General features: G+C 71.8%; 22 protein-coding genes. 15 read left to right on the forward strand and 7 right to left on the reverse strand.

Annotated features, from left to right (window positions below; translation table 11 throughout):
• Window positions 1-127 precede the first annotated feature (127 nt).
• Complete coding sequence (polA, locus tag ABZ434_RS06170; RefSeq protein ID WP_359132465.1) at window positions 128-2,839, forward strand: DNA polymerase I; 2,712 nt, start codon at window positions 128-130, stop codon at window positions 2,837-2,839.
• A gap of 29 nt (window positions 2,840-2,868) precedes the next feature.
• Here polA and ABZ434_RS06175 read toward each other — a convergent pair whose 3' ends face one another.
• Window positions 2,869-3,738: a DUF4184 family protein gene (locus ABZ434_RS06175; protein WP_359132467.1), complete on the reverse strand. Its 870-nt coding sequence runs from the start codon at window positions 3,736-3,738 to the stop codon at window positions 2,869-2,871.
• A gap of 186 nt (window positions 3,739-3,924) precedes the next feature.
• Between ABZ434_RS06175 and ABZ434_RS06180 the strand changes: the two genes are divergently transcribed.
• The 3 genes from ABZ434_RS06180 to ABZ434_RS06190 all read left to right on the forward strand — a co-directional run bounded on the left by ABZ434_RS06180 (window position 3,925) and on the right by ABZ434_RS06190 (window position 6,975).
• The gene (locus tag ABZ434_RS06180; protein ID WP_359132469.1) at window positions 3,925-5,637 is read left to right on the forward strand and encodes a lytic murein transglycosylase; all 1,713 of its coding nucleotides are present in this window, start codon (window positions 3,925-3,927) and stop codon (window positions 5,635-5,637) included.
• Between the two features lie 156 nt (window positions 5,638-5,793).
• The gene (locus ABZ434_RS06185; protein WP_356324231.1) at window positions 5,794-5,931 is read left to right on the forward strand and encodes an SPW_0924 family protein; all 138 of its coding nucleotides are present in this window, start codon (window positions 5,794-5,796) and stop codon (window positions 5,929-5,931) included.
• Between the two features lie 36 nt (window positions 5,932-5,967).
• Window positions 5,968-6,975: a DUF3068 domain-containing protein gene (locus tag ABZ434_RS06190; protein WP_359132470.1), complete on the forward strand. Its 1,008-nt coding sequence runs from the start codon at window positions 5,968-5,970 to the stop codon at window positions 6,973-6,975.
• Between the two features lie 112 nt (window positions 6,976-7,087).
• Here the strand turns inward: ABZ434_RS06190 and hrpB are convergent, their stop codons facing one another.
• Window positions 7,088-9,589, reverse strand: a complete 2,502-nt coding sequence (gene hrpB, locus ABZ434_RS06195; protein ID WP_359132471.1) for an ATP-dependent helicase HrpB — start codon at window positions 9,587-9,589, stop codon at window positions 7,088-7,090.
• An 80-nt stretch (window positions 9,590-9,669) separates the two neighbouring features.
• Window positions 9,670-10,482, reverse strand: a complete 813-nt coding sequence (locus ABZ434_RS06200) for a class I SAM-dependent methyltransferase (RefSeq protein ID WP_359132473.1) — start codon at window positions 10,480-10,482, stop codon at window positions 9,670-9,672.
• Window positions 10,483-10,883: 401 nt separating this feature from the next.
• Here ABZ434_RS06200 and rpsA point away from each other — a divergent pair, with 401 nt between their 5' ends.
• Window positions 10,884-12,398 (forward strand): 30S ribosomal protein S1, encoded by a 1,515-nt coding sequence (rpsA, locus tag ABZ434_RS06205; protein ID WP_136330605.1) that lies wholly within the window; start codon window positions 10,884-10,886, stop codon window positions 12,396-12,398.
• A 253-nt stretch (window positions 12,399-12,651) separates the two neighbouring features.
• On the opposite strand, the gene ABZ434_RS06210 is transcribed toward rpsA, so the two are convergent.
• Window positions 12,652-13,614, reverse strand: a complete 963-nt coding sequence (locus ABZ434_RS06210) for a right-handed parallel beta-helix repeat-containing protein (RefSeq protein ID WP_359132474.1) — start codon at window positions 13,612-13,614, stop codon at window positions 12,652-12,654.
• 335 nt (window positions 13,615-13,949) lie between these two features.
• Between ABZ434_RS06210 and ABZ434_RS06215 the strand changes: the two genes are divergently transcribed.
• The 4 genes from ABZ434_RS06215 (at window position 13,950) to ABZ434_RS06230 (ending at window position 17,593) form a co-directional block, all read left to right on the forward strand.
• Window positions 13,950-15,473 (forward strand): FAD-dependent oxidoreductase, encoded by a 1,524-nt coding sequence (locus ABZ434_RS06215; RefSeq protein ID WP_359132590.1) that lies wholly within the window; start codon window positions 13,950-13,952, stop codon window positions 15,471-15,473.
• Between the two features lie 83 nt (window positions 15,474-15,556).
• The gene (locus ABZ434_RS06220) at window positions 15,557-16,495 is read left to right on the forward strand and encodes a PAC2 family protein (protein WP_359132475.1); all 939 of its coding nucleotides are present in this window, start codon (window positions 15,557-15,559) and stop codon (window positions 16,493-16,495) included.
• 55 nt (window positions 16,496-16,550) lie between these two features.
• Window positions 16,551-17,153 carry a dephospho-CoA kinase gene (gene coaE, locus ABZ434_RS06225; protein ID WP_359132476.1) on the forward strand — a complete coding sequence of 201 codons (603 nt, stop codon included), beginning with the start codon at window positions 16,551-16,553 and terminating at the stop codon, window positions 17,151-17,153.
• A gap of 71 nt (window positions 17,154-17,224) precedes the next feature.
• Entirely contained in the window at window positions 17,225-17,593 is a 369-nt protein-coding gene (locus ABZ434_RS06230) for a tetratricopeptide repeat protein (RefSeq protein WP_359132478.1), read from the forward strand.
• A gap of 5 nt (window positions 17,594-17,598) precedes the next feature.
• Here ABZ434_RS06230 and ABZ434_RS06235 read toward each other — a convergent pair whose 3' ends face one another.
• A complete protein-coding gene (locus ABZ434_RS06235; RefSeq protein WP_359132479.1) occupies window positions 17,599-17,877 on the reverse strand; it encodes a DUF6343 family protein in 279 nt (92 codons plus the stop codon).
• An 80-nt stretch (window positions 17,878-17,957) separates the two neighbouring features.
• Between ABZ434_RS06235 and ABZ434_RS06240 the strand changes: the two genes are divergently transcribed.
• Complete coding sequence (locus tag ABZ434_RS06240; RefSeq protein ID WP_359132480.1) at window positions 17,958-19,076, forward strand: ADP-ribosylglycohydrolase family protein; 1,119 nt, start codon at window positions 17,958-17,960, stop codon at window positions 19,074-19,076.
• Here the strand turns inward: ABZ434_RS06240 and ABZ434_RS06245 are convergent.
• A complete protein-coding gene (locus ABZ434_RS06245; RefSeq protein ID WP_359132481.1) occupies window positions 19,061-19,246 on the reverse strand; it encodes a hypothetical protein in 186 nt (61 codons plus the stop codon). The two genes, ABZ434_RS06240 and ABZ434_RS06245, sit on opposite strands and share 16 nt — an antisense overlap.
• A 36-nt stretch (window positions 19,247-19,282) precedes the next feature.
• On the opposite strand from ABZ434_RS06245, the gene ABZ434_RS06250 reads away from it, so the two are divergent.
• On the forward strand, window positions 19,283-19,978 hold the full coding sequence (locus tag ABZ434_RS06250) for a class I SAM-dependent methyltransferase (RefSeq protein ID WP_359132482.1): 696 nt from the start codon (window positions 19,283-19,285) through the stop codon (window positions 19,976-19,978).
• 108 nt (window positions 19,979-20,086) lie between these two features.
• On the forward strand, window positions 20,087-20,527 hold the full coding sequence (locus tag ABZ434_RS06255) for a DoxX family protein (RefSeq protein WP_359132484.1): 441 nt from the start codon (window positions 20,087-20,089) through the stop codon (window positions 20,525-20,527).
• 83 nt (window positions 20,528-20,610) lie between these two features.
• Here ABZ434_RS06255 and ABZ434_RS06260 read toward each other — a convergent pair whose 3' ends face one another.
• Window positions 20,611-20,961, reverse strand: a complete 351-nt coding sequence (locus ABZ434_RS06260; RefSeq protein ID WP_359132485.1) for a hypothetical protein — start codon at window positions 20,959-20,961, stop codon at window positions 20,611-20,613.
• A gap of 253 nt (window positions 20,962-21,214) precedes the next feature.
• Between ABZ434_RS06260 and ABZ434_RS06265 the strand changes: the two genes are divergently transcribed.
• The 3 genes from ABZ434_RS06265 (at window position 21,215) to ABZ434_RS06275 (ending at window position 26,590) form a co-directional block, all read left to right on the forward strand.
• Complete coding sequence (locus ABZ434_RS06265; protein WP_359132592.1) at window positions 21,215-22,159, forward strand: slipin family protein; 945 nt, start codon at window positions 21,215-21,217, stop codon at window positions 22,157-22,159.
• Window positions 22,160-22,370: 211 nt separating this feature from the next.
• Window positions 22,371-25,301 (forward strand): DEAD/DEAH box helicase, encoded by a 2,931-nt coding sequence (locus ABZ434_RS06270; protein WP_359132594.1) that lies wholly within the window; start codon window positions 22,371-22,373, stop codon window positions 25,299-25,301.
• Window positions 25,298-26,590, forward strand: coding sequence for an SWIM zinc finger family protein (locus tag ABZ434_RS06275; protein ID WP_359132487.1), 1,293 nt, complete (start codon window positions 25,298-25,300; stop codon window positions 26,588-26,590). The genes ABZ434_RS06270 and ABZ434_RS06275 overlap by 4 nt, the downstream gene beginning before the upstream one ends.
• Window positions 26,591-26,600 lie beyond the last annotated feature (10 nt).

Here is a 26,600-nt window from a genome sequence, read left to right on the forward strand (position 1 = left end):
CGCTGTGCGTGTTTCCGTCTCCTCGATCCTGGCACGCGGTGCGGGTGGGTGGCCCGCCGAGCGGTCCCCGGACGGCGGTGGGCGGTCGCGGGTCCGGATTGTCAGTGGTACGTGGCAGGATCGGGGTGTGGCTGAGACGGCATCGAAGAAGACGGCAGACAACCGACCGCGCCTGCTCCTGATGGACGGGCACTCCCTGGCGTACCGGGCGTTCTTTGCGCTGCCTGCGGAGAATTTCACGACAGGGGCGGGGCAGCCGACCAACGCGGTGTACGGCTTCGCGTCGATGCTCGCGAACACGTTGCGTGACGAGGCGCCGACGCATTTCGCGGTGGCGTTCGACGTGTCGCGCAAGACGTGGCGCTCGCAGGAGTTCCCGGAGTACAAGGCGAACCGTTCGAAGACCCCGGACGAGTTCAAGGGTCAGGTCGAGCTGATCGGTGAGCTGCTGGACGCGATGCACGCGGACCGTTTCGCGATCGACGGCTTCGAGGCGGACGACGTCATCGCGACGCTGGCCACCCAGGCCGAGGCGGCTGGGTTCGAGGTGCTGATCGTCACCGGTGACCGGGATTCGTTCCAGCTGATCACGGACAATGTGACGGTGCTGTACCCGACCAAGGGCGTGTCGGAGCTGACGCGGTTCACCCCGGCGAAGGTCGAGGAGAAGTACGGGCTCACCCCGCAGCAGTACCCGGACTTCGCGGCGCTGCGCGGTGACCCGTCGGACAACCTTCCGGGCATTCCCGGGGTGGGTGAGAAGACGGCCGCGAAGTGGATCAACCAGTTCGGTTCGTTCGACGAGCTGGTGGCGCGGGCCGAGGAGGTCAAGGGGAAGGCCGGGCAGAATTTCCGCGACCACCTGGACGCGGTGCGGCTGAACAGGCGGCTGACCGAGATGGTCCGCGATGTGGAGCTGCCGAAGTCGCCGTCCGATCTCGAGCGTGCTCCGTACGACCGCACGGCGGTCACCGGGGTGCTCGATGTGCTGGAGATCCGTAACCCGAGCCTGCGTGAGCGGCTGCTGGCGGTGGACCCGGGCAAGGCCGAGGACGAGGCGCCGGCGCCCGCCGCGGGCATCGAGCTGGAGGGTTCGGTGCTGGGTGCGGGGGAGCTCGCCCCGTGGCTGGCCGAGCACGGCGCCCAGCCGCTCGGTATGGCCACGGTCGACACCTGGGCGCTCGGCAGTGGCACGGTCACCGAGATCGCGCTCGCCGCGGCCGGCGGGGCCGCCGCCTGGTTCGACCCGGCGCTGCTCGACGCGGCCGACGAGCAGGCGTTCGCGGCGTGGATCGCGGACGGGGACCGGCCGAAGGTGATGCACAACGCGAAGAGCGTGATGCGGGTCTTCCCGGAGCACGGCTGGCGGACCGAGGGCGTCTCGATGGACACCGCGCTCGCCGCGTACCTGGTCAAGCCGGGCCGGCGCTCCTTCGCTCTGGATGCTCTGGCGGTGGAGTACCTGGGCCGTGAGCTCGCTCCGGCGGCGTCGTCGGACGGCCAGCTGGCGTTCGGTGCGGACGACCAGGCCGAGGCCGATGCCCTGATGGCGCAGGCCCGTGCGGTCCTGGACCTCGGTGACGCGTTCACGGCGCGGCTGAAGGAGGTCGGTGCGGCCGAGCTGCTGCACGACATGGAGCTGCCGACGTCGATCCTGCTGGCCCGTCTGGAGCGGCACGGCATCGCGGCGGACCGGGCCCATCTGGAGGGCATGGAGCAGCAGTTCGCCGGAGCCGTGCAGCAGGCGGTGAAGGAGGCGCACGCCGCGGTGGGCCGCGAGTTCAACCTCGGTTCGCCCAAGCAGCTCCAGGAGGTCCTCTTCGGGGAGCTGGGCCTGCCGAAGACGAAGAAGACGAAGACGGGTTACACGACGGACGCGGACGCGCTGGCGTGGCTGGCCGCGCAGACCGAGCACGAGCTGCCGGTCATCATGCTGCGCCACCGTGAGCAGGCGAAGCTGCGGGTGACGGTCGAGGGCCTGATCAAGACGATCGCGGCGGACGGCCGTATCCACACCACGTTCAACCAGACCGTGGCGGCGACCGGCCGGCTGTCCTCCACCGATCCCAATCTGCAGAACATCCCCGTGCGTACGGACGAGGGCCGGGCGATCCGCCGGGGCTTCGTCGTCGGCGAGGGCTTCGAGACGCTGATGACGGCGGACTACAGCCAGATCGAGCTGCGCGTGATGGCGCACCTGTCCGAGGACGCGGGCCTGATCGAGGCGTTCACGTCCGGTGAGGACCTGCACACGACGGTCGCCTCGCAGGTGTTCGGCGTCGACAAGTCCGCGGTCGACCCGGAGATGCGCCGCAAGATCAAGGCGATGAGCTACGGGCTGGCGTACGGGCTGTCCGCGTTCGGTCTCTCCCAGCAGCTGAACATCGAGGCGGGCGAGGCCCGCGGCCTGATGGACACCTACTTCGAGCGGTTCGGCGGAGTTCGCGACTATCTGCACCGGGTGGTGGAGGAGGCCAGGTCCACCGGCTACACGGAGACGGTCTTCGGCCGCCGCCGTTATCTGCCGGACCTCAACAGCGACAACCGCCAGCGCCGTGAGACGGCGGAGCGGATGGCGCTGAACGCGCCGATCCAGGGCACCGCCGCCGACATCGTCAAGGTCGCCATGCTCCACGTCGACCGGGCGCTGACCGAGGCGAAGCTGACGTCACGGATGCTGCTCCAGGTCCATGACGAAATCGTGCTGGAGATCGCGGCGGGTGAGCGGGAGCAGGTGGAGAAGATCCTGCGCCACGAGATGGCGACGGCCGTGCAGCTGCGGGCGCCGCTGGACGTGTCGGTCGGGGTGGGCACGGACTGGGAGTCCGCCGCGCACTGACGCGGGCCCCCGTCGGGGGCGCCGTTTCCTCAGTCGCCGGTCCGGCTCGTGTTCCGGGCCGGGCCGGTGACGGGGTTCGCCGGTGTGCCGGTGCCCCGGCCCCGCAGTCTCATCCACACCCCGTACAGCACGAGTCCGACGGCGAGTCCGGCGCCCGCGCCGAAGCAGGCGGTCGGAATGATGTCGAGCGGTGTGTCCACGTGCCCGAAGTACGCGTACCAGCGGGCGCAGCGGTGCACGATGCCCAGCAGTACGCACAGACCGATGGACGCGCACGCCCACCACCGCGCCCGGCGGTCCAGGGCCGGTACGGACGCCGGCGCCGGCCGGGCTCCGGTCCGGCGCAGCCCCGTCACGGTGAACCACACGAGCAGTGACAGAGCCAGGGCCGAACTGCCGTACTGCACCAGCTGGAACACCGGGTACCCGCCCGTGTTCTGCCCGAGCCCGGGTACCAGCCGCACCCCCCACCGGTCGTGGTGGGTGAAGGCGTCCCAGACCACATGCGTACCCGCCCCGATGACGGCCGACAGCACGAACCACGCCCCGTCCCGGGGGCCCCTCGGCCCCTGTTCCGGCGGGCGCCGGGCGCCGCGGATCCATGCGTGCACACGCCCCTGCCAGGGCGTGGGAAGCAGTGCCACGAGGGGTTCGCGCAGCAGCAGCCACAGGGCCACGGTCGCCGCGGTGATCAGGACGTCCACGGTGAACACTCCCCACCACGCGTGGGTGACCTGGCCGAACTCCATGGCGCCCGGGATCGCGGTGTCCGCGTAGTACGTCATGTCGGGGGCGAAGGAGCCGGCGACGAGCGCCGAGGCGAGGAGCGGTCCGCGCCCTGTTCCGTTGCGGCGGATCCCGGGGAGGACGGCTGCGGCGTGGCTGAGCGTGAACGGCATGGGGGAAGTATGCGTGAGCCGTCTGCACGGTCCCTTCACCAACTGGACAACTTGCGGACCGGAAGGTGAGAAACCGGTAAGAAGCGGTACGGCCGCTGTGTCCGGGCGGCGCAAGTTGCCGTAGGGTCGCCTGAGTCCAGGCGCAGGGGAGCGCGGACAGCCGACGAGGGGGAGGGCCCACACGTTATGGCAGCGCAATTCGGTCGCCGACTGCGCAGAGGGGCGACCACGGCTGCCGTGGCCGCTGCCGCTGTGGCAGCACTTTCCGCGTCGCAGGCTCCTGGTTCGCCCCTGGTGGCGTCCGACGGGGACCAGCCGGCGGCCGGTTCGGCGGGGTCGACGCCCTCGGGTGACGGTGCCGCGTCGGGCAACTCGCCCTACTTCACCGACCTGCCGCCGCTGAACACGCCCAACAAGCCGGGCACGTCCGTCAATCTGCCCGTGACCGGAAGCGCCGAATCGGGCATTCCGGCATCGGTGCTGGCGGCGTACAAGAAGGCCCAGCAGACCGTCGCGGGTACGGACGCCGCATGCCGGCTGCCGTGGCAGCTCCTCGCCGCGATCGGCAAGGTCGAGTCGGGCCAGGCCCGCGGGGGCCGCGTCGACGCGCAGGGCACCACGCTCTCCCCGATCCTCGGTCCGGCCCTCAACGGCCAGGGCTTCGCCCTGATCAAGGACACCGACAACGGTGCCTACGACGGGGACTCGACGCATGACCGGGCGGTGGGCCCGATGCAGTTCATCCCGTCCACCTGGGCGACCTGGGGCCAGGACGGCAATGCCGACGGCCGCAAGGACCCCAACAACATCTACGACGCGGCGCTCGCCGCCGGGCGTTACCTGTGCGCCGGCTCGCGGGACCTGGCGCTCGCCGCCGACCTGGACCGGGCGGTCCTGAGCTACAACCACTCCGACGAGTACCTGCGTACCGTCCGGACCTGGTTCGACTACTACAACCGCGGCACCCACGAGGTGCCGGACGGCACCGGCGTCCTGCCGGTCGAGTCCAGCACGGGAACGCACCCGGACACCGGTTCCCGCCCGCACGGCAGCAACCCGTCCTCCTCGCCGTCGCCGTCGCACTCGCCTTCCGGTTCGCCGACCCCGACCCCGACGCCCGAACCGCCGTCGAAGCCGAGCCCCTCGCCCACGGACCCGGGCAGCGGCCCGGGCACGCCGACGACGCCGACCCCGACGCCCGAGCCCACGCCGACTCCGGCCCTGGCCGCCGTGCAGAACGCGGGCACCGGGGAGCTGACCGCCACGGCGGGCGACGCCTTCGCCGAGCGGATCAAGGTGCTGGCGAAGAGCAACCTCGGCAAGCCGCTCGCCAAGGTGTCCGTGACCTTCACGGTCGCCGGTGACACGGACGCCACGTTCGACGGCGGGAAGAGCACCGTCACGCTCCCCACCGGGGCCGACGGCACAGTCACCGCGCCGGTGCTGAAGGCCGGCGAGAAGGCCGGCGCGTTCACCGTCCGCGCGACCGCCACCGGCACCTCGCTGCCCTCCGTCACCTACAAGGCGACCGTCACCGCGCGGCAGGCCGACGCCATCGCCAGGACGGGCACCGCGGAGCTGACCGCCGTGGCGGGCCAGACGTTCGCCGACGTCACGGCCAAGGCCACCTACAAGGGCGCGGCCGCCGACCGGGTCGCCGTCACCGCCACCATGATCACCGACGACGAGAAGCCGGTCGAGAACGACAAGGGCCCGTACTTCACGAACGACGACGGGGACCCGGTCCGCACCCTCGTGTTCACCACGGCGGCCGACGGCACGCTCACCCTGCCGAAGATCTACGCCGACGGCGCCGCGGGCACGTACAAGCTGCGTCTGACCACAGAGGGCGGCGCCACCGTCGTCATCGAGCTCACGGTCGAGGCCCCAGCCGCCTGACCCACGCGCGTCGCGTCCGGGCCCACCACGCCCGCAACAGCCCCTTGGCCGGCACCCGGCCAAGGGGCTGTTGTACGTGTTCTCATCTCCGGCCCGGGTTGCTACGGTGCCCCAGCCCTGACGACCCATCAGTTCTGAGCTCCCGGGAGGCCGAGTATGCGTGCCCTGGTCGCCGCTGCCATCGGACTGGCTGCCGCCCTCGCCCTCGTACTCACCATCAGTGCGATCGGCGCGCCACCCGGTGAGACCTCGCCCGAACCCCTGCTGACCACGGTCCCGGGCCCGAAGAACTAGCCGTCCGCACCACGCAATGCAGAGGGAGGACACCCCATGCGCCGCCGAGCCAGCCTCGTACTCCTGGCCCTCGCCGTCTTCTTCGCCGCGCTGTCACCGCTGTTGCGCTGGTACGCCTTCCCGCGGCTCGCGAAGATCCCGCCGAACCAGTACCAGGAGACCGTGCTGGAGGCGAAGCCCGCGACCCTCCTCGACTACAGCACCCTCAAGGCAGAGAAGGTCGACAAGATCACCATCGTGCAGACCCTCAAGGGCAATGTGGAGGAGTCCGAGAAGATCGAGCGCAGCGCCGGGCGGGACGTCGTCGTATGGGACGCCCTCTCCTACGTACAGGGCCCCGACGGCAAGATGGTCTCCAAGATCCCCGAGCGCTACATCTTCGACGCGCACAGCCAGGACCCGGTCCACGCCACCGGCGAAGCGGTCGACGGCGACCCGGTGAGCCGCGAGGGCATCGAGTTCAAGTGGCCCTTCCTCACCGAGAAGCGGGACTACGAGTACTTCGACGCCCAGACCCGCACCAGCTCGCCCATCCACTACAAGGGCACCCAGGACTTCCGGGGCATGGAGGTCTACTACTTCGAGCAGACGATTCCGTGGACCGAGGTCCCCATGCCGAAGACGATGCCGATCAAGGGAATCACCGCAGGGCAGATCGCCAAGACCGGTGTGACCCGCTGGTACACCACCAAGCGGATGTTCTGGGTCGATCCCGTCACCGGGGCCCCGGTCAACGGCGAGGAGGTCCACAAGGAGGAACTGCGGAACGCGAAGGCGATGGGCATGGCCCAGGACACCGTCACCGTGTTCGCCGGGCACGTGAAGATGCGCGAGGACTACATCGTCTCCATCGTCGACCTGGTCAAGTCCCAGCGGCTGCTCGTCCTGCTGCTGACCTCGTACCTGCCCTGGGGCTTCCTCGTCCTGGGCGGCGGGCTCCTGGCCCTGTCGCTGTGGCTGGAGGCCCGCTCCAGGAGGCCGGACGAACCGCAGTCGCCGCCCGCCCCGGACCGGCTCCCGGGCCCGGCGGCTACTCCCGCCTGAGTCGTTCTGCGGTCGCGGCCCGCCCCGGACCGGCTTCCGGGCCCGGCGGCTACTCCCGCCTGAGCCGTTCTGCGGTCGCGGCCCGCCCCGGACCGGCTTCCCGGCCCGGCGGCTACTCCCGCCTGAGCCGGGCCTTCGTGAACCGGGTCGCCTCCACCGTCGTCGGGTCCTCCGGCCACGGATGCCTCGGATAGCGGCCGCGCAACTCCGCCCGCACCGCCTTGTAGCCCTCCCGCCAGAACGACGCCAGGTCCGCCGTCACCGCCGCCGGGCGCCCCGCGGGGGAGAGCAGGTGGACCAGAACCGGCACACCGGCCAGCCGCGGGGTCTCCTGGAGGCCGAACAGCTCCTGGAGCTTCACCGCGAGCACGGGCTGGGCCCCGCCGTACTCCACCCTGATCCGGGAACCGCTGGGCACCTCGATCCGCTCCGGGGCCAGCTCGTCCAGCCGTGCCGCCTCCCCGGTCGCCCACGGCAGCAGCCTGCGCAGCGCCTGCCCCGCGTCGATCCCGCCCAGGTCCGAGCGGCGACGGGCCCGCGACAGCTCCGGCTCGAGCCACTGCTCGGTACGGTCCAGCAGCGCCTCGTCCGACACGTCCGGCCACGGCGCACCGAGCTCACGGTGGACAAAGGCCAGCCGCCGGCGCAGCTGTTCCGTGTCCCTGCTCCAGCGCAGCAGCCCGAGGCCCTCCCGGCGCAGCCCCTCCACCAGGGCCTCGCGGACCAGCGCGGGATCCGGCCGCTTCAGCGGGCGCGCCGACAGCTCGACGGCGCCGAGACGCTCCACCCGGCGGGCCACCACGTCCCGGCCGTCCCAGCCGACCTCCTCGCCCTCGAAGCGCAGATGCCCGGCCGCCACGCGCGCCGTGTCCTCGTCGATGACCGCGGCGAGCCGGACCTGCGCGGACGCCGCATGCGCCGGACGGTCCGCGACCGCGACCGCCAGCCACGGCGCACTGCGCAACCGGGAGCCGTCCCGCAGCTCCGCGCCCGTGCCGGACGCCATCAGGAACGCCCCCTCACCCCGGGCCCGCGCCACCCGCTCGGGGAAGGCCAGGGCGGCGACCAGGCCGACGGCGGCATCGTCCGGACCGGAGCCGCCGGCCCCGGCACCCGTGAAGGACGAGGCCAGCCGCCGCACCTCCTGCCGCCAGCGGGCCGCGTAACCGTCCTTGCCCAGCCGTGCGGTACGCAACGCGGCGGCCAGGTCGTCGCCGTAGTCCCGCGGCGGTTCCTCGCTGAGCAGCGCGACCACTTCCGCGGCCCGCCGCCCGCCGACCTCGGCCGCCCCGTCCAGGAGCGCCCGGGCCAGCCGGGGATGCAGCCCCAGCCGGGACATCCGGACGCCCCGGTCGGTCACGCGCCCGTCGGCCGCCACCGCGCCGACCGCGGTCAGTACCTCGCGGGCCGCGGCCATCGCACCGGCCGGCGGCGGATCCAGCAGCGCGAGCCCCGCAGCGTCCGGGTCGCCCCAGCAGGCCGCCTGAAGGGCGAACGCCGCCAGATCGGCCACCTTGATCTCGGGGGAGGGGAACCGGGCGAGCCGCCCGTCCTCCGCCTGCTCCCAGCAGCGGTAGACCGTTCCGGGAGCCTCTCGGCCGGCCCGGCCGGCCCGCTGGCGGCCCGCGGCCTGCGAGGCCCGTACCGTCGTCAGCGCGCTCAGTCCGCGTGCGTGGTCGGTGCGGGGCTCCCGGGCCAGCCCCGAATCGACGACCGTCCGCACCCCCGGCACGGTCAGGGACGACTCCGCCACCGACGTCGCCAGCACCACCCGCCGCCCCTCGGACGCACCCGCCAGCACCGAGTCCTGCACCGCGGCCGGGGCTCGTCCGTGCACCTGGAGCACCTCCGCCGCCACTCCGGACAGCTGCCCGGCCACTCGGCCGATCTCGCCGACGCCGGGCAGGAAGCACAGCACGTCGCCGTTCTGCTCGGCCAGCGCCCGCCGCACCACGGCGGCGACATGGGTCAGCAGCGCCGGATCGACCCGCATCCCGTGCGGCGGCCGTACCGGACGGGCGGGCGGGGCCCACACCACCTCCACCGGGTGCGACACCCCCTGCGCCTCGATCACCGGTGCGTCGCCGAGGAGCCGGGCCCAGCCCTGTGCGTCGGTGGTCGCCGACGCGGCGACCAGGCGAAGGTCGGGGCGGATCGCCTCCCGTACGTCCAGGAGGAACGCGGCCACCGTGTCCGCGTCGAGGTGACGCTCATGGCACTCGTCGATGATCACCGCGTCGACGCCCGCGAGTTCCTGGTCGCGCTGGAGCCGCTGGAGCAGCACTCCGGTGGTGACGACCTCCACCACCGTGTCCGGCCCCACCAGCCGCTCCCCGCGCACGGTGAAGCCGACCCGTTCACCGGCCCGTTCACCGAGCAGCCACGCCATGCGCCGGGCCGCGGCCCGCGCGGCGATCCGCCGCGGCTCGGCGACCACGACCCGCCGCAGCGGGCCGTCGCCGGTCAGCCCGGCCAGGACGAGGGGGACGAGGGTGGTCTTGCCGGTGCCGGGAGGCGCGCACAGCACCGCGACCCCGCGGTGCTCGAGCGCCTGCCGCAGCGCGGGCACGGCGGTGCGGACGGGCAGCTGGTCCAGGGCGTCGGTACGGATCACGCCCCCAGTCTCGTACGGAGGGGCCGCGGCCCGGTCACCGGACGGTGCTCAGCCCCATGCGCGGACCGGTGTGCCGGTGCTCAGTCCCGTACGCAGACGAAGATCGCGGTGCCCGGGATCAGGTTGCCCCGCAGCGGCGACCAGCCGCCCCACTCCTGGTTGTTCCACGCCGGCCACTCCGGCTCGATGAGGTCGGCCAGGCGGAAGCCGCCCGCCACCACGTCCCGCACCCGGTCGCCGAGCGTGCGGTGGTGCTCCACGTACACCGCCTCGCCCTGCTCGTCCTGCTCGACGTAGGGGGTGCGGTCGAAGTAGGAGGCGGCGACGGACAGGCCCTCGGGCCCCGGTTCGTCCGGGAACGCCCAGCGGACCGGATGCGTGACGGAGAAGACCCAGCGGCCGCCGGGGCGCAGCACGCGGTGGACCTCGCGGAACACCTGGACCGGGTCGGCGACGAACGGCACCGCGCCGTAGGCGGAGCACGCCAGGTCGAAGGAGCCGTCGCGGAAGGGCAGGACACCGGCGTCCGCCTCGACCAGCGGGATGCCCTCGCCGATCCGCAGGGCGTGCTGGAGCTGGCGGTGGGAGAGGTCGAGGGCGACCGGCCGGGCGCCCTGCGCGGCCAGCCAGCGCGAACACTGTGCGGCGCCCGCCCCGATCTCCAGGACGTCCAGGCCCTTCAGCGACTCCGCGGGGCCGAGCAGTCCCGCCTCGGCCTCGTCGAGCCCCTCCGGTCCCCAGACGAAGCGGTCGTCGCCGAGGAAGCCGCCGTGGTCGTTCTGGTACTCGTCCGCGTTGCGGTCCCACCAGCCGCGGCTGGCCCGGCTGCTCTCGGCCTCGCCGGCGACGCGGCGTGTCGCCTCGGGTTCGGCCGCGTAGATCTCTTGGCTCATCGTGCCCGTCGTTGTAGTTTGCCTTCACCCCGTCGTACGCGGTACGTACCAGGGGGGACCTGTGAGCACGGAACCCGTGTGTCCGGAACATCTCGGGGGGGGCGATGTGGCCTCGGAGAACCTGAGTTGTGCCGGGTATGGGACGTTCCGCCCTTGGTGTGCGCCTTCGCGCATTGACCGTGCCCTGCTGCCCCCGTATGCTACAAGTTGCGCTGCGAGCCTGCGCGCCTCAGACCTAGCAGGCCGCGCTCGCATCTGTATGTATGTCCCCTCGGTTCACGAGGCGCCTCCCGGTTCACGGGATCGGCGCTTCCCAGGCTGTCCGGCTTCTGCAGAGGCGATACGGGCTCACGGCGTAGCAGTAACTTCGACTCACTGTCCGTACCGGAGCCCTTTCCCACATGACGAGCAGCACCGAGACCACCGCCACCACTCCGCAGGTTGCGGTCAACGACATCGGCGACGCGGACGCGTTCCTCGCGGCGATCGACGAGACGATCAAGTACTTCAACGACGGCGACATCGTTGACGGTGTCATCGTCAAGGTTGACCGGGACGAGGTTCTCCTCGACATCGGTTACAAGACCGAAGGTGTCATCCCGAGCCGCGAGCTCTCGATCAAGCACGACGTCGACCCGAACGAGGTCGTCAAGGTCGGCGACGAGATCGAGGCCCTGGTTCTCCAGAAGGAGGACAAGGAAGGCCGCCTGATCCTCTCGAAGAAGCGCGCTCAGTACGAGCGTGCCTGGGGCACCATCGAGAAGATCAAGGAAGAAGACGGCATCGTCACCGGTACCGTCATCGAGGTCGTCAAGGGTGGTCTCATCCTCGACATCGGCCTCCGTGGCTTCCTCCCGGCGTCGCTCGTCGAGATGCGCCGCGTCCGCGACCTCCAGCCTTACGTGGGCAAGGAGCTCGAGGCCAAGATCATCGAGCTGGACAAGAACCGCAACAACGTGGTCCTGTCCCGCCGTGCCTGGCTCGAGCAGACCCAGTCCGAGGTCCGCCAGACGTTCCTCACGACCCTCCAGAAGGGTCAGGTCCGCTCCGGCGTCGTCTCCTCGATCGTCAACTTCGGTGCCTTCGTGGACCTGGGTGGCGTCGACGGTCTCGTGCACGTCTCCGAGCTGTCCTGGAAGCACATCGACCACCCCTCCGAGGTTGTCGAGGTCGGCCAGGAAGTCACCGTCGAGGTTCTCGACGTGGACATGGACCGCGAGCGCGTGTCCCTGTCGCTCAAGGCGACGCAGGAAGACCCGTGGCAGCAGTTCGCCCGCACGCACCAGATCGGGCAGGTTGTTCCCGGTAAGGTCACCAAGCTCGTTCCGTTCGGTGCGTTCGTGCGCGTCGACGAGGGCATCGAGGGCCTGGTCCACATCTCCGAGCTGGCCGAGCGCCACGTGGAGATCCCGGAGCAGGTCGTCCAGGTCAACGACGAGATCTTCGTCAAGGTCATCGACATCGACCTCGAGCGTCGTCGCATCAGCCTCTCGCTGAAGCAGGCCAACGAGTCCTTCGGTGGCGACCCGGCCTCGGTCGAGTTCGACCCGACGCTGTACGGCATGGCCGCGTCGTACGACGACCAGGGCAACTACATCTACCCCGAGGGCTTCGACCCCGAGACCAACGACTGGCTCGAGGGCTTCGAGGCTCAGCGCGAGGTCTGGGAGACCCAGTACGCCGAGGCGCAGCAGCGCTTCGAGCAGCACCAGGCCCAGGTCATCAAGTCCCGCGAGGCCGACGAGGCCGCTGCTGCCGAGGGCGCTGCTGCCCCGGCCGGCAGCGCTCCGGCTGCCTCGGGCGGCAGCGGTGGCGGCGGTTCGTACTCCTCGGAGTCCGCGGACAACTCCGGCGCCCTGGCGTCGGACGAGGCCCTGGCTGCCCTGCGCGAGAAGCTGGCGGGCGGCCAGAGCTGACGCTCCGACCTTCCGGCCGGTCATCGGCTGAGTTGAAAAGATGACGGTGAGGCCCGCTCCCTTCGGGGGGCGGGCCTCATGCGTGCGCGCGGGGCCAGTGCGCTTCCGGCCGTCCCCGGCGGTGCGGTCTACTCGGGCGACGCGGCCCCGTGTGGGCGGTGCGGGCTCCTCGGGCGACGGGGCCCCCGTGTGGGCGGTGCGAGTCCCCCGGGCGGTGCGAGTTCCCCGGGCGGTGCGAGTCCCCCGGGCCTCCCTACGGAGTGACGGGGATGTTGGCCAGCCCCCTGCCGCCCGTCACGGTGTTGCTCGCGTAGACCGTCGTGGGGCAGTTCGCGCCGGAGTTCGTGACGTTGACCGCGAGCTGCTTGTCGCCCGTCGAGCCGGACAGGTCCGAGGCGTTGTCCCTGAAGACGGTCCCGCAGCCCCAGCCGCTCTGCTGGGTGTGCGTCTCGTAGCCGTTGTTGGTCGTGCGCGAGCCCCGGTTGCCCTCGACCAGGACGTCGTTGCCCTTCACGTCGACCCAGGAGTCGTCGTAGTTGGCACCGGTCAGCCCGCTGCCGTCGAACGTGTTGCCGACGATCCGCGCTCCCGTGGTGCCCTCCTTGATGTCGACGTTCTCGCCACCGACGTCCGGCCCGATCGTGTTGCCCAGGATCTGCACCCGGTCGCTCCGGTCGGACAGATCACCCGCCGTGCCCACGTACACGCCCTCGCCCATGCCGCGGCCGTCGTGCCCGGTGGCGTAGATCCGGGAGTTGCGTATGACACCGTCGCTGCTGGACTTGCGGAAGTGGACGCCCTCCATGTCCAGGTCGTGCACGGTCACCGAGTCGATGATCACGCCGGTGGCACTGTCGGCGACGATGCCCTTCTGGCCGCCGGTGACCGTGATGCCCTTCACCGTCCAGTACGAGGCGCCGTTGAGGTGCAGCCCGTAGCCGCCACCGGCCGTCAGGACCGCCCCCGCCGAACCGGTCAGGGTGATGCGCGCGGCGGCGTCGGCGGGGACGAGCGCCTTGAAGTTTCCGGTGTACGTACCGTCCGCGAGGTGGATCGTGTCGCCGGGGACGGCCGCCGTGAGCGCCGACTTCAGCTGCGCGGCGGTGCTCACCTCGATGACCGTCGCAGCCCGCGCCGTACCGGCGGACGTGAGAGCGAGTGTGCCGGTGGCGAGGGCGGTGGCCAGCAGGGTGGGGAACAGCGTGCGGGTGCGCATGGGGGTGCCTTCCCGTGAAGGGTTCAGGACGTTCTCTTACATGAATGCAGGGCGAGTGTCTGAACTTGCTGCCCAGTGACGGTAGGGACGGGTTGCGGCCACGTCAAGGTCTGGACCATTGCTCCGGGTTTGGTATGCCGGGTGAACACAGGGAAACGTGCGGGATACATGAATAGCTGATGGCCCGTAACACACCCTTGCCAGGATCCCGGCAACCTCAAGATCCGAAGGGGAGCCGGGACATGACTCATGCTTCGCACCACTCGCCCGCGACACCGGGCGCGAGCCGCCGTACATTTCTGCGCAACGTCGGACTGTCGGGCGGGGCGGGCGCGATGTTCGCCACCATGGGGGCGCTCGGCCTCGCCCCCACAGCCCAGGCCGCAGGGCGCGAACCCGCCTTCCGGGCGCCGAACAGGAGCGACTTCAACCTGAAGGGGAAGGCCGCCGCCAAGGTGGTCGTCGTGGGCGGCGGTATCGCCGGTCTCGCCACCGCCTACGAGCTGGGCAAGGCGGGGTACGACTGTACGGTCCTGGAGGCCAGGGCCCGGACGGGCGGCCGCAACTTCACCGTGCGCGGTGGGGATTCGACCACCGACATCCATGGCGTCGAGCAGACCGCGCGGTTCTCCGACGGGCAGTACATGAACGCCGGACCTGGCCGGATCCCGCAATGGATGGTCACCCTCGATTACTGCCGCGAACTCGGCGTTCCGATTGAGGTGTTCACCAACGTGAACGCCAACGCCTATATCTACAACGAGAAGTCGGGTATGAAGGCCCCGATGCGCTACCGCACGGCCAAGGCCGATGTGTACGGCTACGTGGCCGAACTTCTCTCGAAGGCCACCGACAAGGGGGCGCTCGACCGGCAGATCACCGCCGACGACCAGGAGCGGCTGCTCGAATTCCTCAAGGACTTCGGCGACATCGGCGACAGCCTCGACTACACCGGCAGCCCCCGGCGCGGGTACCGCGTCGATCCCGCGGCGGCGGGGACCCCCGGAGAGGAGCTCGGCTCCGTCCCGTCCGCCTCCGAGGTCTTCGCCAGTGGCGTCGGACGCTACTTCGCCTTCGAGTTCGAGTACGACCAGGCGATGCTGATGTTCCAGCCGGTCGGCGGTATGGACCGGATCCCCGCCGCGCTCACCCGGGCGATAGGGGAGCGCAGGATCCGTACCGGCGCGGCCGTCACGGACATCACCGACACCGCCCACGGTGTCACCGTCACCTACACCCGGGCCGGGCGCACCCGCAGCATCGAGGCGGACTACTGCGTCGCCGCCCTGCCGCCCAACATCCTCGCCAAGACCGCCCACAACCTGGGCCCTGCCGTCCAGACCGCGCTGGAGGCATGCCGGCCCTCCTCGGCCGGAAAGATCGGGCTGGAGTACCGGAGCCGCTGGTGGGAGAGCGATCACCAGATCTACGGCGGCATCACGGAGACGGACATGGACCTGGCCCACATCTGGTACCCGTCCTACGGCCACCAGGGCAGCCGGGGCACCATCGTCGGGTACTACAACACCGGCGCCAACGCCGACGCGTACGCCGCGCTCACCCCGCGTGAACGCGAGGCGCGCGCCGTAGCGCAGGGCGTGAAGATCCACGGGGAGAAGTACCGTACGGAGCTCGCCACCTCGTTCTCCCACCACTGGCGCCAGACCCCGTACCTGGAGGCCGCTTGGCACTCGCTGGCGGGAGGCCCCGACGCCCCCGTCTTCGCACCGCTCAACCAGGCAGCGGGGCGGGTGTACTTCGCCGGCGACTACCTGAGCCACGCGGACGCCTGGCAGCACGGAGCGTTCACTTCCGCACGAAAGGCGGTCACCGCACTGCACGCGCGGGTACTTGGGTAAACACCCATGTGAAGGGGCACAGGTGGGAATGCCTGTGCCCCCGGGGGCGTTCTTCTTCAGGAACACAAGGAGGAGCGGTAACCGTGCTTGATCCGCAGAGTTTGTACGAATGGGAGCCGAAGGGCCTGGCTGTCGTCGACATGGCGCTCGCCCAGGAGTCGGCCGGCCTGGTCATGCTCTACCACTTCGAGGGATACATCGACGCGGGTGAGACCGGGGAGCAGATCGTCGACGGACTGCTCGAATCGCTGCCTCATCAGGTCGTGGCCCGCTTCGACCACGACCGACTCGTCGACTACCGCGCACGGCGGCCGCTGCTGACGTTCAAGCGTGACCGCTGGTCGTCGTACGAGACCCCGACGCTGGACGTCCGGGTGGTCCAGGACGCCACCGGCGCGCCCTTCCTGCTGCTTTCCGGCCCCGAGCCCGACGTGGAGTGGGAGCGGTTCGCCGCCGCCGTCGAGCAGATCGTCGAGCGGCTCGGTGTCCGTCTCGCCGTCACCTTCCACGGCATCCCGATGGGCGTCCCGCACACCCGGCCGGTAGGCGTCACGCCGCACGGCAACCGCACCGACCTCATGCCCGGCCACCGCAGCCCGTTCGACGAGGCGCAGGTGCCCGGCTCCGCCGCGGCCCTCGTCGAGTACCGGCTGATGGAGGCCGGACACGACGTCCTCGGCGTCGCCGCACATGTGCCGCACTACGTCGCCCGCTCCGCCTACCCCGACGCAGCGCTCACCGCGCTGGAGTCGATCACGGCCGCGACCGGACTCGTCCTGCCCACCGTCGCCCACTCCCTGCGCACCGAGGCGCACCGCACCCAGACGGAGATCGACCGCCAGATCGGTCAGGGCGACGAGGAACTCGTCTCGCTGGTCGAGGGCCTTGAGCACCAGTACGACGCGGTCGCGGGATCCGAGACCCGCGGCAATCTGGTCGCCGAGCCGGTCGACCTGCCGTCCGCCGACGAGATCGGCCTCGAGTTCGAACGGTTCCTGGCCGAGCGCGAGGGCGACGGCTGACCCGGCCCGGACCCGCTCCGGGAGGCGCCGCAGGCGGGGCACTAGGCTGCCGCCCATGCTGAAAGTGGGCCTGACCGGTGGTATCGGCGCCGGCAAGAGCGAAGTGTCCCGGATGCTCGCGGGATACGGAGCCGTCCTGATCGACGCCGACCGGATCGCCCGCGAGGTCGTCGAGCCCGGGACCCCCGGGCTCGCCGCCGTCGTCGAGGAGTTCGGCACCGGCATCCTCACCCCCGAGGGGACACTGGACCGGCCGAAGCTCGGCTCGCTCGTCTTCTCCGACGGCGAGCGCCTCGCCGCCCTCAACGCGATCGTCCACCCGCTGGTCGGTGCCCGTTCGGCCGAGCTGGAACGTGCCGCGGGCCCCGATTCCGTGGTCGTCCACGACGTGCCGCTGCTCACCGAGAACGGCCTCGCCCCGCTCTACGACCTCGTCGTCGTGGTCGACGCGGCGCCGGAGACCCAGCTCGACCGCCTCGTGCGGCTGCGCGGGATGACGGAGCAGGAGGCGCGCGCCAGAATGGCCGCGCAGGCCACCCGGGAACAGCGGTGTGCGGTGGCCGACCTGGTCATCGACAACGACGGACCGATCGAGGCCCTGGCACCGCAGGTCGACGCGGTCTGGGCCGAGCTGACCCGGCGGGCCGCGGCCGGCTGACCCCGGGCCGGCCGGAACACCGGAAGCCGGGCCGACGTTCACCTGACGGTGGACGAGGGAAGGATGCGACTGTGCCCGAGAGGAACCCCGAAACCCACGTCATCGACTTCCGTGCGGCCGAGCAGCTCCTCGCCGCGCGTGACCCCCGTGGCGCGGTCCAGCTGCTCGACTCGGTGATCGCCTCCCACCCGGAGAACACCGCGGCCCGGCTGCTGCGTGCCCGCGCCTTCTTCGCGGCGGCCCAACTACGCCCCGCAGAGCTCGAGTTCGAACTGGTCCTGGAGCGGGAGCCGGACAACGCCTTCGCGCACTTCGCCCTCGCCCGCACCTTCGAGCGCTCCGGCCATCCGGAGCGGGCCACGCGCCACTTCCGCCTGGCGGCGGCTCTCGACCCGAACCCCGAGTACCTGAGGGCGGCCCGCTTCGACGCGGAGGGCTGAGACGCTCAGTGCCCGTACCGGCCTCGTCCACCGTGATCAGGTTCGTACGGCGGGACCGTGCGGCCCGGCTGGTAGTGCGGGCCCTGCCGCAGGTGGTGGACGACCACGGCCAGGTCGGCCACGACCAGGACGAGCAGCACCCCGCAGGCGGCCGCCCACCCGGGCCGGCCGGTCAGGGAGAATGCCGTCAGGCCGAAGACGGCCCAGGCCAGGCCCCATAGACTCAGCCAGAGCCGCATCCGCAGAGGACTGCGGGCAGTCGTCGGTTCATTACCGGTACGCATGGCGATCGCCTCTCCTACCCAGCATGGACCCGAGGCGGCGCTCGTGCGGTGATCCGACGGAAGAGAGTGGGGGCGGGGCCGTGAACGGCACAGCATCGGGGGACGCCACCGTCCGCAGGGCCCGGGTCCGCGGATGTCTGCTGGGCGGGGCGATCGGAGACGCACTGGGGAACCCCGTGGAGTTCCTCTCCCTCGCCGGCATCCGCCGGGCACACGGGGCGCAGGGCGTGCAGGGGCTCACCGCCGACGAGGGCGGGGTCGTCGGACGCGTCACCGACGACACCCAGATGACCCTCTTCACGGCGGAGGGGCTGATCAGGGCACACTCCCGGGCCATGTCCAAGGGCATCGGCGGCGCCGAGACGGCGGTCATCAAGCATGCCTACCTGCGCTGGCTGGACACCCAGAGTCATCCCGCGCCACCGGCCCGGGGCGGGGACGATCCCATCCGGACCGGGTGGCTCAGGCAGCAACCCTGGCTGTACGCACGCCGCGCTCCCGGAAACGCCTGCCTGACGGGCCTGGCGGCGGGGTACACCCCCGACCCGACGGCCCCGGTCGGTGAGCCGGGCCCCGTGAACACGGGTTCCAAGGGCTGCGGCACGGTCATGCGTTCCGCGCCCTTCGGCCTGACCGGCCAGGACGTGGCCGGGAGCTTCGCACTCGCCGCCCGGTGCGCGACGATCACCCACGGGCACCCCACGGGCGCCTGTGCCGCCGGCGCGCTCGCGGCGATCGTCGCGCATCTGCTGGAGGGCGACTCCCTGCCGGGATCCGTCCTGCGGGCCATGGACCTGCTGGCCCGCCACCCCGGGCACGAGGAGACGACCGCCGCCCTGCGCGGCGCCGTCGAGCTGGCCGCGCAGGGCGCGCCGAGCGCCGAGAAGGTCGAGTCGCTCGGCGCGGGCTGGGTGGCCGAGGAGGCCCTGGCCATCGCCGTGTACTGCGCCCTGGTCCTCCCGGAGGCCGGCCAGGTCGGCGAGGCGCTGCTGCTCTCGGTGAACCACTCGGGCGACAGCGACTCCACCGGCGCGGTGTGCGGCAACGTGCTCGGCGCCCGCCACGGCGACGCGTACCTTCCGCCGTCGTGGCTGGTGCGGACCGAGGGACGGGCCGTGATCGCCGAGGTGGCGGACGACCTGTCGCTGGAGTTCGAGCACACGGTCGCGTGGCCCGAGGGCCGCTACCCGGGCTGCTGACCGGGCGCTCCGCTCAGCAGCCCGGCACGCGGGGACTCCACGGTCGCCGCGTCGGGCTTCAGCCCCTCGCGTACGTACATGTCGACATTGCCGTGGATGTGATCCGCCTCGGCGGACGCCGCGCGCAGCCGGCTCAGCTCGACGGCCTCCGGTTCGCCGGCGTGAGGCACAGGAACGGCAGGAGCCGACTGTTCGTTCGGGCAGGTATGAGTGAGGAACTGGTACGTGAAGGGTATTCAGGGACGGGTCCCGGAGCCATCACTCCGGACGGCTGCGCGGTCGAGCTCTACACCCGCCTTGCCGTGGCCAATGAGCCGGACGTGATCGCCGCGGCCGTCCCTGCCGGATCGAGCATCCTGGAACTGGGCAGTGGGGCGGGGCGGGTGACGCATCCGCTGGTCGAGCGGGGCTTCGACGTCACGGCGGTGGACGAGTCGCGGCACATGCTGGAGCAGGTGCGCGGCGCGCGCACGGTGTGCAGCCCCATCGAGTCCCTGGACCTCGGCGACGAGACCTTCGACGTGGTCATGCTGGCGTCGTTCCTGGTGCACTCGGGCCACCACCGGGTGCGGGACGGCCTGCTGCGGACCTGCCGGAGATACGTGCGTGACGGGGGGTCGGTGCTCATTCAGCGCGAGGGCTCGGACTACCACGCCGATCTGCCGCGCGAGGGCGTCCACCCGGCCGGTTACACGACACGGATCCTCTCCTCCGACCCGGTGGGGGACGGGGTCCGGTCGGTGCGCGTGGAGTACGAGTTCGCGGACGCGCGCTGGACGCAGACCTTCCTCTCGCGGCCGCTGTCGAAGGAGCAGTTCGAGGGCCATCTGGACGCCGCCGGGCTGCGCGTGGACCGCTGTCTCACCGAGGACGGGATCTGGGTGCGGGCCGTTCCCAAGTAGCGGGGCGGCAGGGTGAATTCGCGGGCGGCGGAGCGATGAGTTCTGGGCGGGAACCGCGTCTGACCTTGTGTGAGCGACACCGCGCACCGCTTTCCCGAGGAGACCTTCATGTCCGAGACCACGACGCCCGCCCCCACGACTGCCGCATCCATGTCCGCCACCCGCCACCGTGGCCGGGGCGCTGTCGCGCTGACCGTGGCGCGGTATGTCCTGGCCCTGTTCCTGGGCTTCAGCGGAATCGCCAAGCTGATCGCGCACGAGTCCGCCGTCGGGTCGTTCGAGCGGATGGGCTGGAGTCACGGTGCCATGTACGCCATCGGCGGCCTGGAGACGGCCGGGGCGATCGCGCTGCTGATCCCGGTCCTGGCAGGGGTGGCGGCCATCGCCTTCTGCGGGCTGCTGGCAGGGGCGTCGGTCGTCCAGCTGACCCTGCTCGACCCGCCGAACGCGGTGATGCCCGCGGTGCTCGTCGTGGTGATGGTCCTGATCGCGAGGGACCGCCGGGACGCAACGGCGGCCCTGGCCGCACTGGTCCGCCGTAGAGCGTGAAGGGCGACGGTGCGGACATGCACCGGGTGCGCGACCTGTCGGCGTCGCGACCCGGTGCATGTCCGCACCGTCGGCCCGGCTGGTCAGTGCACGGTGGTGAAGCTGCGCCACGGCAGCGCGTTGGGCGCGTTGACGTCGGAGAGCGTGGTCGCGAGGTACGTCGTGCCCGGGCCGGTGCAGTTCCGCGTGCGGTACAGGATGATGTCGATCAGGGTCTCGTTGAGCACTTCCTTGGCTCCCGCGGGGGCGAGCCGATGGCAGCCCTTCACGGAGGGGCTGTTCACCATGATCACGGCGTCCCGCTCGGTCGTGTAGACGACCGGGCCGACAGCGGTCCGGCCGAGGCCCGAACAGCCTGCGACGGTGAGGGTCAGGAGCGCGGCCTGGGCGGCGATGCCGAGACGGCGGCGGCGTCGTTGGTCGGTCACGGGCATGGGCGGGTCCTCGTCTGTCTCGTCCGGCTCATCGGTACGCACTCCGTCACGACACCCCGTACGCCACGGAGCGACGTGCTGACGCTGGTCACCCTGCCCGCTGTCGGCGGGCCCGGCATCCGGGAGGCGACCGGGCGGGGGACGGGCGGGCGAGCGGAGGTTCGCCCGCTGCCCAAACCGGGCATAACGTGGTAATAGCGTTTGATTCGGTATGGGAAAGATGTTCCGGTTCTCCGGATGGCAGGGGGCCGTCATGGTCCAGGAGCTCTTGATCGCAGCGGTCGCGGCGGTATCGGCCGGTGCCGTCTACACGGCCGCGGCCGCCCGCGTCGTCAAGCAGTACGAGCGGGGCGTCGTGCTCAGGCTCGGACGGCTCCGTGACGATGTGCGCGGACCCGGATTCACGATGGTGCTGCCCGGCGTCGAGCGCCTGCGCAAGGTCAACATGCAGATCGTGACCATGCCCGTGCCGGCACAGGACGGGATCACACGGGACAACGTCACGGTGCGGGTGGACGCGGTCATCTACTTCAAGGTGGTCGATGCGGCGAGCGCGGTCGTCGAGGTGGAGGACTACCGGTTCGCCGTCTCGCAGATGGCACAGACGTCGCTGCGGTCGATCATCGGCAAGAGCGACCTGGACGATCTGCTCTCCAACCGCGAGAAGCTCAACCAGGGCCTGGAGCTGATGATCGACAGTCCCGCGGTCGGATGGGGTGTGCAGATCGACCGGGTGGAGATCAAGGACGTCTCGCTGCCGGAGACGATGAAACGCTCCATGGCCCGCCAGGCGGAGGCCGACCGTGAGCGGCGCGCCCGGGTCATCAACGCGGACGCCGAGCTCCAGGCGTCCAAGAAGCTGGCCGAGGCGGCGTCGGAGATGTCCGCCCAGCCGGCAGCATTGCAGCTGCGGCTGCTGCAGACCGTGGTCGCGGTGGCGGCGGAGAAGAACTCCACCCTGGTGCTGCCGTTCCCGGTGGAGCTCCTCCGCTTCCTGGAACGGGCCCAGCAGCAGCCGGCACCGCCGCAGGCGGTGGGCCGGGCGCCGGAGGAGAACGCGCCCCCGGCGGCCGAGCAGTCCGCGCCCGCTCCCTCCGCCCCGCAGGCCTCGGGCCCCGGACGCCTGCGTCCTGCCACGCCGCCCCCGGCGGCCGACAGGCCCCGCCCCACCGGCTCGAAGCCGCTCGCCCGGCACTGACTCGCCGGGGCCCCGGCCCCGCCACGCTCCGGCCGCTGCCGGACCCCGTACGAGCTGCGGGCACGGCGGCGGCCGGCCCGCTGTCAGACCCCCCGCCTAGACTCGCGAGTCGAAGGGTTCTCCTGTGCCGGCCGGTCCGACCAGGCACTCAGGACCGAGGACACGGGGTTCACGAGCGGGACCCGGACAAGCAGGGGAGGAGCCGGTGGGTATCACGACGCCACCGCGGGACGCGGCCGTCGGCCGCCTGCTGCGCTGTGCCGCGGTCTTCCTGCCGGCATCGCTCCCGCGCGAGGGGCACCTCGCGTTCTGGGACCCGGAGGGACGCCCGCTGCCCGACCCGGAAGACCTGTGGGGGCCCCGGGCGGATACGACGGCACCCGCCGAGGCGGACGGATCGGGCGTGCGCACCTTCGAGATCACGATCGCCCGGCACCACGGCGAGCACGGGGACGTCCGCCCGAGCACCGTGCCCGCCCTGCTGCTTCCCCTGGCCGAGGCCGTGCCCCTGCTGGCGCGGGCCCGTCACCTGCGGTCCGCACACCCCGCCACCCGCTGCTGGGGCGCCGCCACCCTGCACGCGCTCCATCTCGTGTCCCGCGGCCGGATGCTGCCCGGCCTGACCGCCGACGACCACGACGCCTGGCGGGCCGGACCGCGCGACGCCGAGGACGTCGCCCATCTGCGCGCGGTCGCAGCGGCCATGCCCGCCGAGGGATACGCGATCCCCCTCCCCGACCGCACACCGCTCCAGGTCCCCGATCCCGAGCCGCTCATCAGCTCCTTCCTGGACGCGGTGGCCGACACCCTGCCCCGGACCCCGGCGGCCGCGTTCGCCATGGGTGCGCCTTTCGCGGCCCGTGAGGGCCGGTACCTGCCCGGCGCCCGCGAGTGGGCGGTGGAGGTCGCCGCCGGACTGGACGCGGGCGTGCGGGTCTCGCTGCGCCTGGACCTCTCCGCGTACGAGCTCTTCGACACGAAGGACGAGGCGGACACGGCAGGGGCCCCCGACGGCGGTGCACCGGCCACCGCGCGGCATGCCGGAGCGGCTGTCACCCAGGTGCACAGCCTCGCCGACCCCACCTACGTCGTCGACGCGGCCGCCCTGTGGAACGGCACGGCGGGCGAGCCCTTCGGCCCGCGGGCCCGGATCGACGCCGTGCTCGCCCTGCGCCGGGCCGCCCGCGTCTGGGCCCCGCTGGAACGACTGCTTGACCAGCCCGTCCCCGACGTCCTGGCCCTCACCGAGGACGAGTTGTACGAGCTGCTGGGTGCCGGCGGGGCACGGCTGGCGGCTGCCGGGGTGAACGTGCACTGGCCCAGGGAGCTCGCCCGTTCCCTCACCGCGCAGGCGGTCGTGCGGCCCGCGCCCGGCTCGGCCACCGACGGCACCTCATTCTTTGACGCCGAACAGCTCTTCGCGTTCAACTGGCAGCTCTCGCTGGGTGACCAGAAGCTGACCGAGGCCGAGATGGACGTGCTCGCCGAGGCGCACCGGCCCGTGGTGCGGTTGCGCGACCAGTGGGTCGTCGTCGATCCGGCTCTCGTACGCAAGGCCCGCAAGCGGGAGCTCGGCCTCCTCGACCCGGTGGACGCTCTCGCCGTAGCCCTGACCGGCAGTGCCGAAGTGGACGGCGAGCAGGTCGAGGCCGTACCGGTCGGGGCGCTGGCCGAGCTGCGCGCCCGTGTCGTCGCGGACGACAGCGTCGTCGCACCGCCGCCCGGCCTCGACGCCACCCTGCGCGACTACCAGCTGCGCGGTCTGGCCTGGCTCGACCGGATGACCTCACTGGGACTCGGCGGCTGCCTCGCCGACGACATGGGCCTCGGCAAGACGATCACCCTCATCGCCCTCCATCTGCACCGCGCCCACCCCGCACCCACGCTCGTGATCTGCCCCGCCTCGCTGCTGGGCAACTGGCACCGGGAGATCAACCGCTTCGCACCCGGCGTCCCCGTGCGGCGGTTCCACGGCACCGGCCGCACCCTGGCCGAGCCCGACAACGGCTTCGTCCTCACCACGTACGGCACGATGCGTTCCAGCGCCGCCGAGCTGGCCGCCCAGAGCTGGGGACTGGTCGTCGCCGACGAGGCACAGCACGTGAAGAACCCGCACTCCTCCACCGCGAAGGCGCTGCGCACCATCGCCTCCCCGGCCCGGGTCGCCCTGACCGGCACGCCCGTCGAGAACAACCTCTCCGAGCTCTGGGCGCTGCTCGACTGGACCACCCCCGGACTGCTCGGCCCCCTCAAGGCGTTCCGGGCCCGCCACGCCCGCATCGTGGAGAACACCGGAACCGCCGCCGGCCTCGCCAACGACGAAGCGGTCGAGCGGCTCTCCCGGCTGGTCCGGCCCTTCCTGCTGCGCCGCAAGAAATCGGACCCCGGCATCGCCCCCGAACTGCCGCCCAAGACGGAGACCGACCACCCCGTCTTCCTCACCCGCGAACAGGCCACGCTCTACGAGGCCACGGTCCGCGAGACCATGGCGTACATCGAGGCATCGGAAGGCATCGCCCGGCGCGGCCTGATCATGAAGCTGCTGGCCTCGCTCAAGCAGATCTGCAACCACCCCGCGCAGTACCTGAAGGAGGAACCGACCCGGCTCACCGGCCGGTCGGGGAAGCTCGCCCTCCTCGACGAGCTCCTCGACACGATCCTCGCCGAGGACGGCTCGGTACTCATCTTCACCCAGTACGTGACGATGGCCCGGCTGCTCTCCGCGCATCTCGCCTCGCGGGCCATTCCCACCCAGCTCCTGCACGGAGGTACGCCGGTGGCCGAGCGGGAACGGATGGTGGACCGCTTCCAGTCCGGCGAGGTGCCCGTCTTCCTGCTCTCCCTCAAGGCCGCCGGCACCGGACTGAACCTCACCCGGGCCGCCCATGTCATCCACTACGACCGCTGGTGGAACCCCGCCGTCGAGGAGCAGGCGACGGACCGCGCCTACCGCATCGGGCAGACCCAGCCGGTCCAGGTGCACCGGCTGATCGCCGAAGGCACCGTCGAGGACAGGATCGGCGAGATGCTGCTGGCCAAGCGCGCCCTGGCCGACGCCGTGCTCGGCACCGGGGAGACCGCGCTCACCGAGCTCAGCGACCGTGACCTGGCCGATCTCGTCTCCCTGCGGAGGCCCTCATGAGCCCCCGGCCCCACTCCTCCTCCGGCGCGCGGCCCCGCCCGGGCCCCGACGACCTGCGACGGACCTTCGAGGCCGTGCCGGCGCGTGCCTCCGGCGAAGACCAGCCGTTCGCGGACAGCTGGTGGGGCAGGGCCTGGGTGGCGGCGCTGGAAGACCTCTCGATGGACGGACCGCGACTGGCCCGCGGACGCGCTTACGCGGACAGCGGCAACGTCGCGGCGATCACCGTCACCCCGGGGCGCGTCGTCGCCTACGTGCACGGCAGCCGCCCCCGCCCGTACCGCGCGGAGCTCCGGCTGCGCACGCTCACCGACCCCGACTGGGACACCTTCCTCGACGAGGTCGCCGCCCGCCCCGGTCATCTCGCCGCGCTGCTCGCCAAGGAGATGCCGCACTCCCTCGTCGACACGGCAGCCGCCGCCGGAGTCACCCTGCTCCCCGCAGCGGACGACCTCGACCCCGGCTGTTCCTGCCCCGACCGCGGCTGGCCCTGCAAGCACGTGGCGGCCCTCTGCTACCAGATGGCCCGACTTCTGGACGCCGACCCGTTCGTCCTCCTGCTGCTGCGCGGCCGGGGCGAACGCGAACTCGTGGAGGACCTCGGCCGTCGTAACGCCGCACACTCCGCGCGGGAGCGTCCCGCAGCGCCCGCCGCCCCCTCCGTGTCGGCGCAGGAGGCGCTCGCCGACCGCTTCCTGCCACCGCTGCCCGCCCCGTTCCCGGTGGAACCGCATCCGGGCCGGCCGCCCTCGTACCCCGAGTTCCCCGGCGCCCGGGACCCGCTCGCCCTCGATCAGCTGGCCACCGACGCGGCCGCCCGCGCCCACGCGCTGCTCACCACCGGCGCCGACCCGCTGGCCGGGCTCACCGCCTGGCAGGACGCGGTGCGGCTGGCGGCTGCCCGCCCCACGGCCGGACTCACCGCCACCACCCGTGCCCTCTACCGCGAACTGGCCTCCGCCACCGGCCGCAACACCACCGACCTGGCCAGGGCCGTCGCAGCCTGGCGTCAGGGCGGGGCCGAAGGGCTCGCCGTCCTGGAGACACCGTGGGACCCCCCGGCCGGTCCGTTCGACCGCGCCCGCCCGGCCCTCGCGGCGGCCGGCTTCCCGCGCTTCCAGCCCTGGCGCAACCACCTCAACCACCCCGGAGGCACGCTCCAGCTCCGCTTCGGTCACGACGGCCGGTGGTACGGCTACGAGTCCGACCCCGGAGAGGACGAATGGTGGCCCAGGGCCGCGCCGGACGTCGACCCGGTGGGCGCACTCCTGGAACTCAGCGGCGGCTGACGACCCCGGC

It is taken from the genome of Streptomyces sp. NPDC005761 (genome assembly GCF_040630635.1).
In the GTDB taxonomy this organism is placed as follows: Bacteria; Actinomycetota; Actinomycetes; order Streptomycetales; family Streptomycetaceae; genus Streptomyces.

Bases quoted from the DNA above. Each gene is read 5' to 3' on its own strand.
- coaE (WP_359132476.1), top strand. From the start codon at position 16,551: ATGCTGAAAGTGGGCCTGACCGGTGGTATCGGCGCCGGCAAGAGCGAA.
- ABZ434_RS06255 (WP_359132484.1), top strand. From the start codon at position 20,087: ATGTCCGAGACCACGACGCCCGCCCCCACGACTGCCGCATCCATGTCC.
- ABZ434_RS06180 (WP_359132469.1), top strand. From the start codon at position 3,925: ATGGCAGCGCAATTCGGTCGCCGACTGCGCAGAGGGGCGACCACGGCT.
- ABZ434_RS06210 (WP_359132474.1), bottom strand. From the start codon at position 13,614: ATGCGCACCCGCACGCTGTTCCCCACCCTGCTGGCCACCGCCCTCGCC.
- ABZ434_RS06190 (WP_359132470.1), top strand. From the start codon at position 5,968: ATGCGCCGCCGAGCCAGCCTCGTACTCCTGGCCCTCGCCGTCTTCTTC.
- ABZ434_RS06275 (WP_359132487.1), top strand. From the start codon at position 25,298: ATGAGCCCCCGGCCCCACTCCTCCTCCGGCGCGCGGCCCCGCCCGGGC.
- ABZ434_RS06200 (WP_359132473.1), bottom strand. From the start codon at position 10,482: ATGAGCCAAGAGATCTACGCGGCCGAACCCGAGGCGACACGCCGCGTC.
- rpsA (WP_136330605.1), top strand. From the start codon at position 10,884: ATGACGAGCAGCACCGAGACCACCGCCACCACTCCGCAGGTTGCGGTC.
- ABZ434_RS06260 (WP_359132485.1), bottom strand. From the start codon at position 20,961: ATGCCCGTGACCGACCAACGACGCCGCCGCCGTCTCGGCATCGCCGCC.
- ABZ434_RS06185 (WP_356324231.1), top strand. From the start codon at position 5,794: ATGCGTGCCCTGGTCGCCGCTGCCATCGGACTGGCTGCCGCCCTCGCC.
- ABZ434_RS06265 (WP_359132592.1), top strand. From the start codon at position 21,215: ATGGTCCAGGAGCTCTTGATCGCAGCGGTCGCGGCGGTATCGGCCGGT.
- ABZ434_RS06235 (WP_359132479.1), bottom strand. From the start codon at position 17,877: ATGCGTACCGGTAATGAACCGACGACTGCCCGCAGTCCTCTGCGGATG.
- ABZ434_RS06215 (WP_359132590.1), top strand. From the start codon at position 13,950: ATGTTCGCCACCATGGGGGCGCTCGGCCTCGCCCCCACAGCCCAGGCC.
- ABZ434_RS06175 (WP_359132467.1), bottom strand. From the start codon at position 3,738: ATGCCGTTCACGCTCAGCCACGCCGCAGCCGTCCTCCCCGGGATCCGC.
- ABZ434_RS06250 (WP_359132482.1), top strand. From the start codon at position 19,283: ATGAGTGAGGAACTGGTACGTGAAGGGTATTCAGGGACGGGTCCCGGA.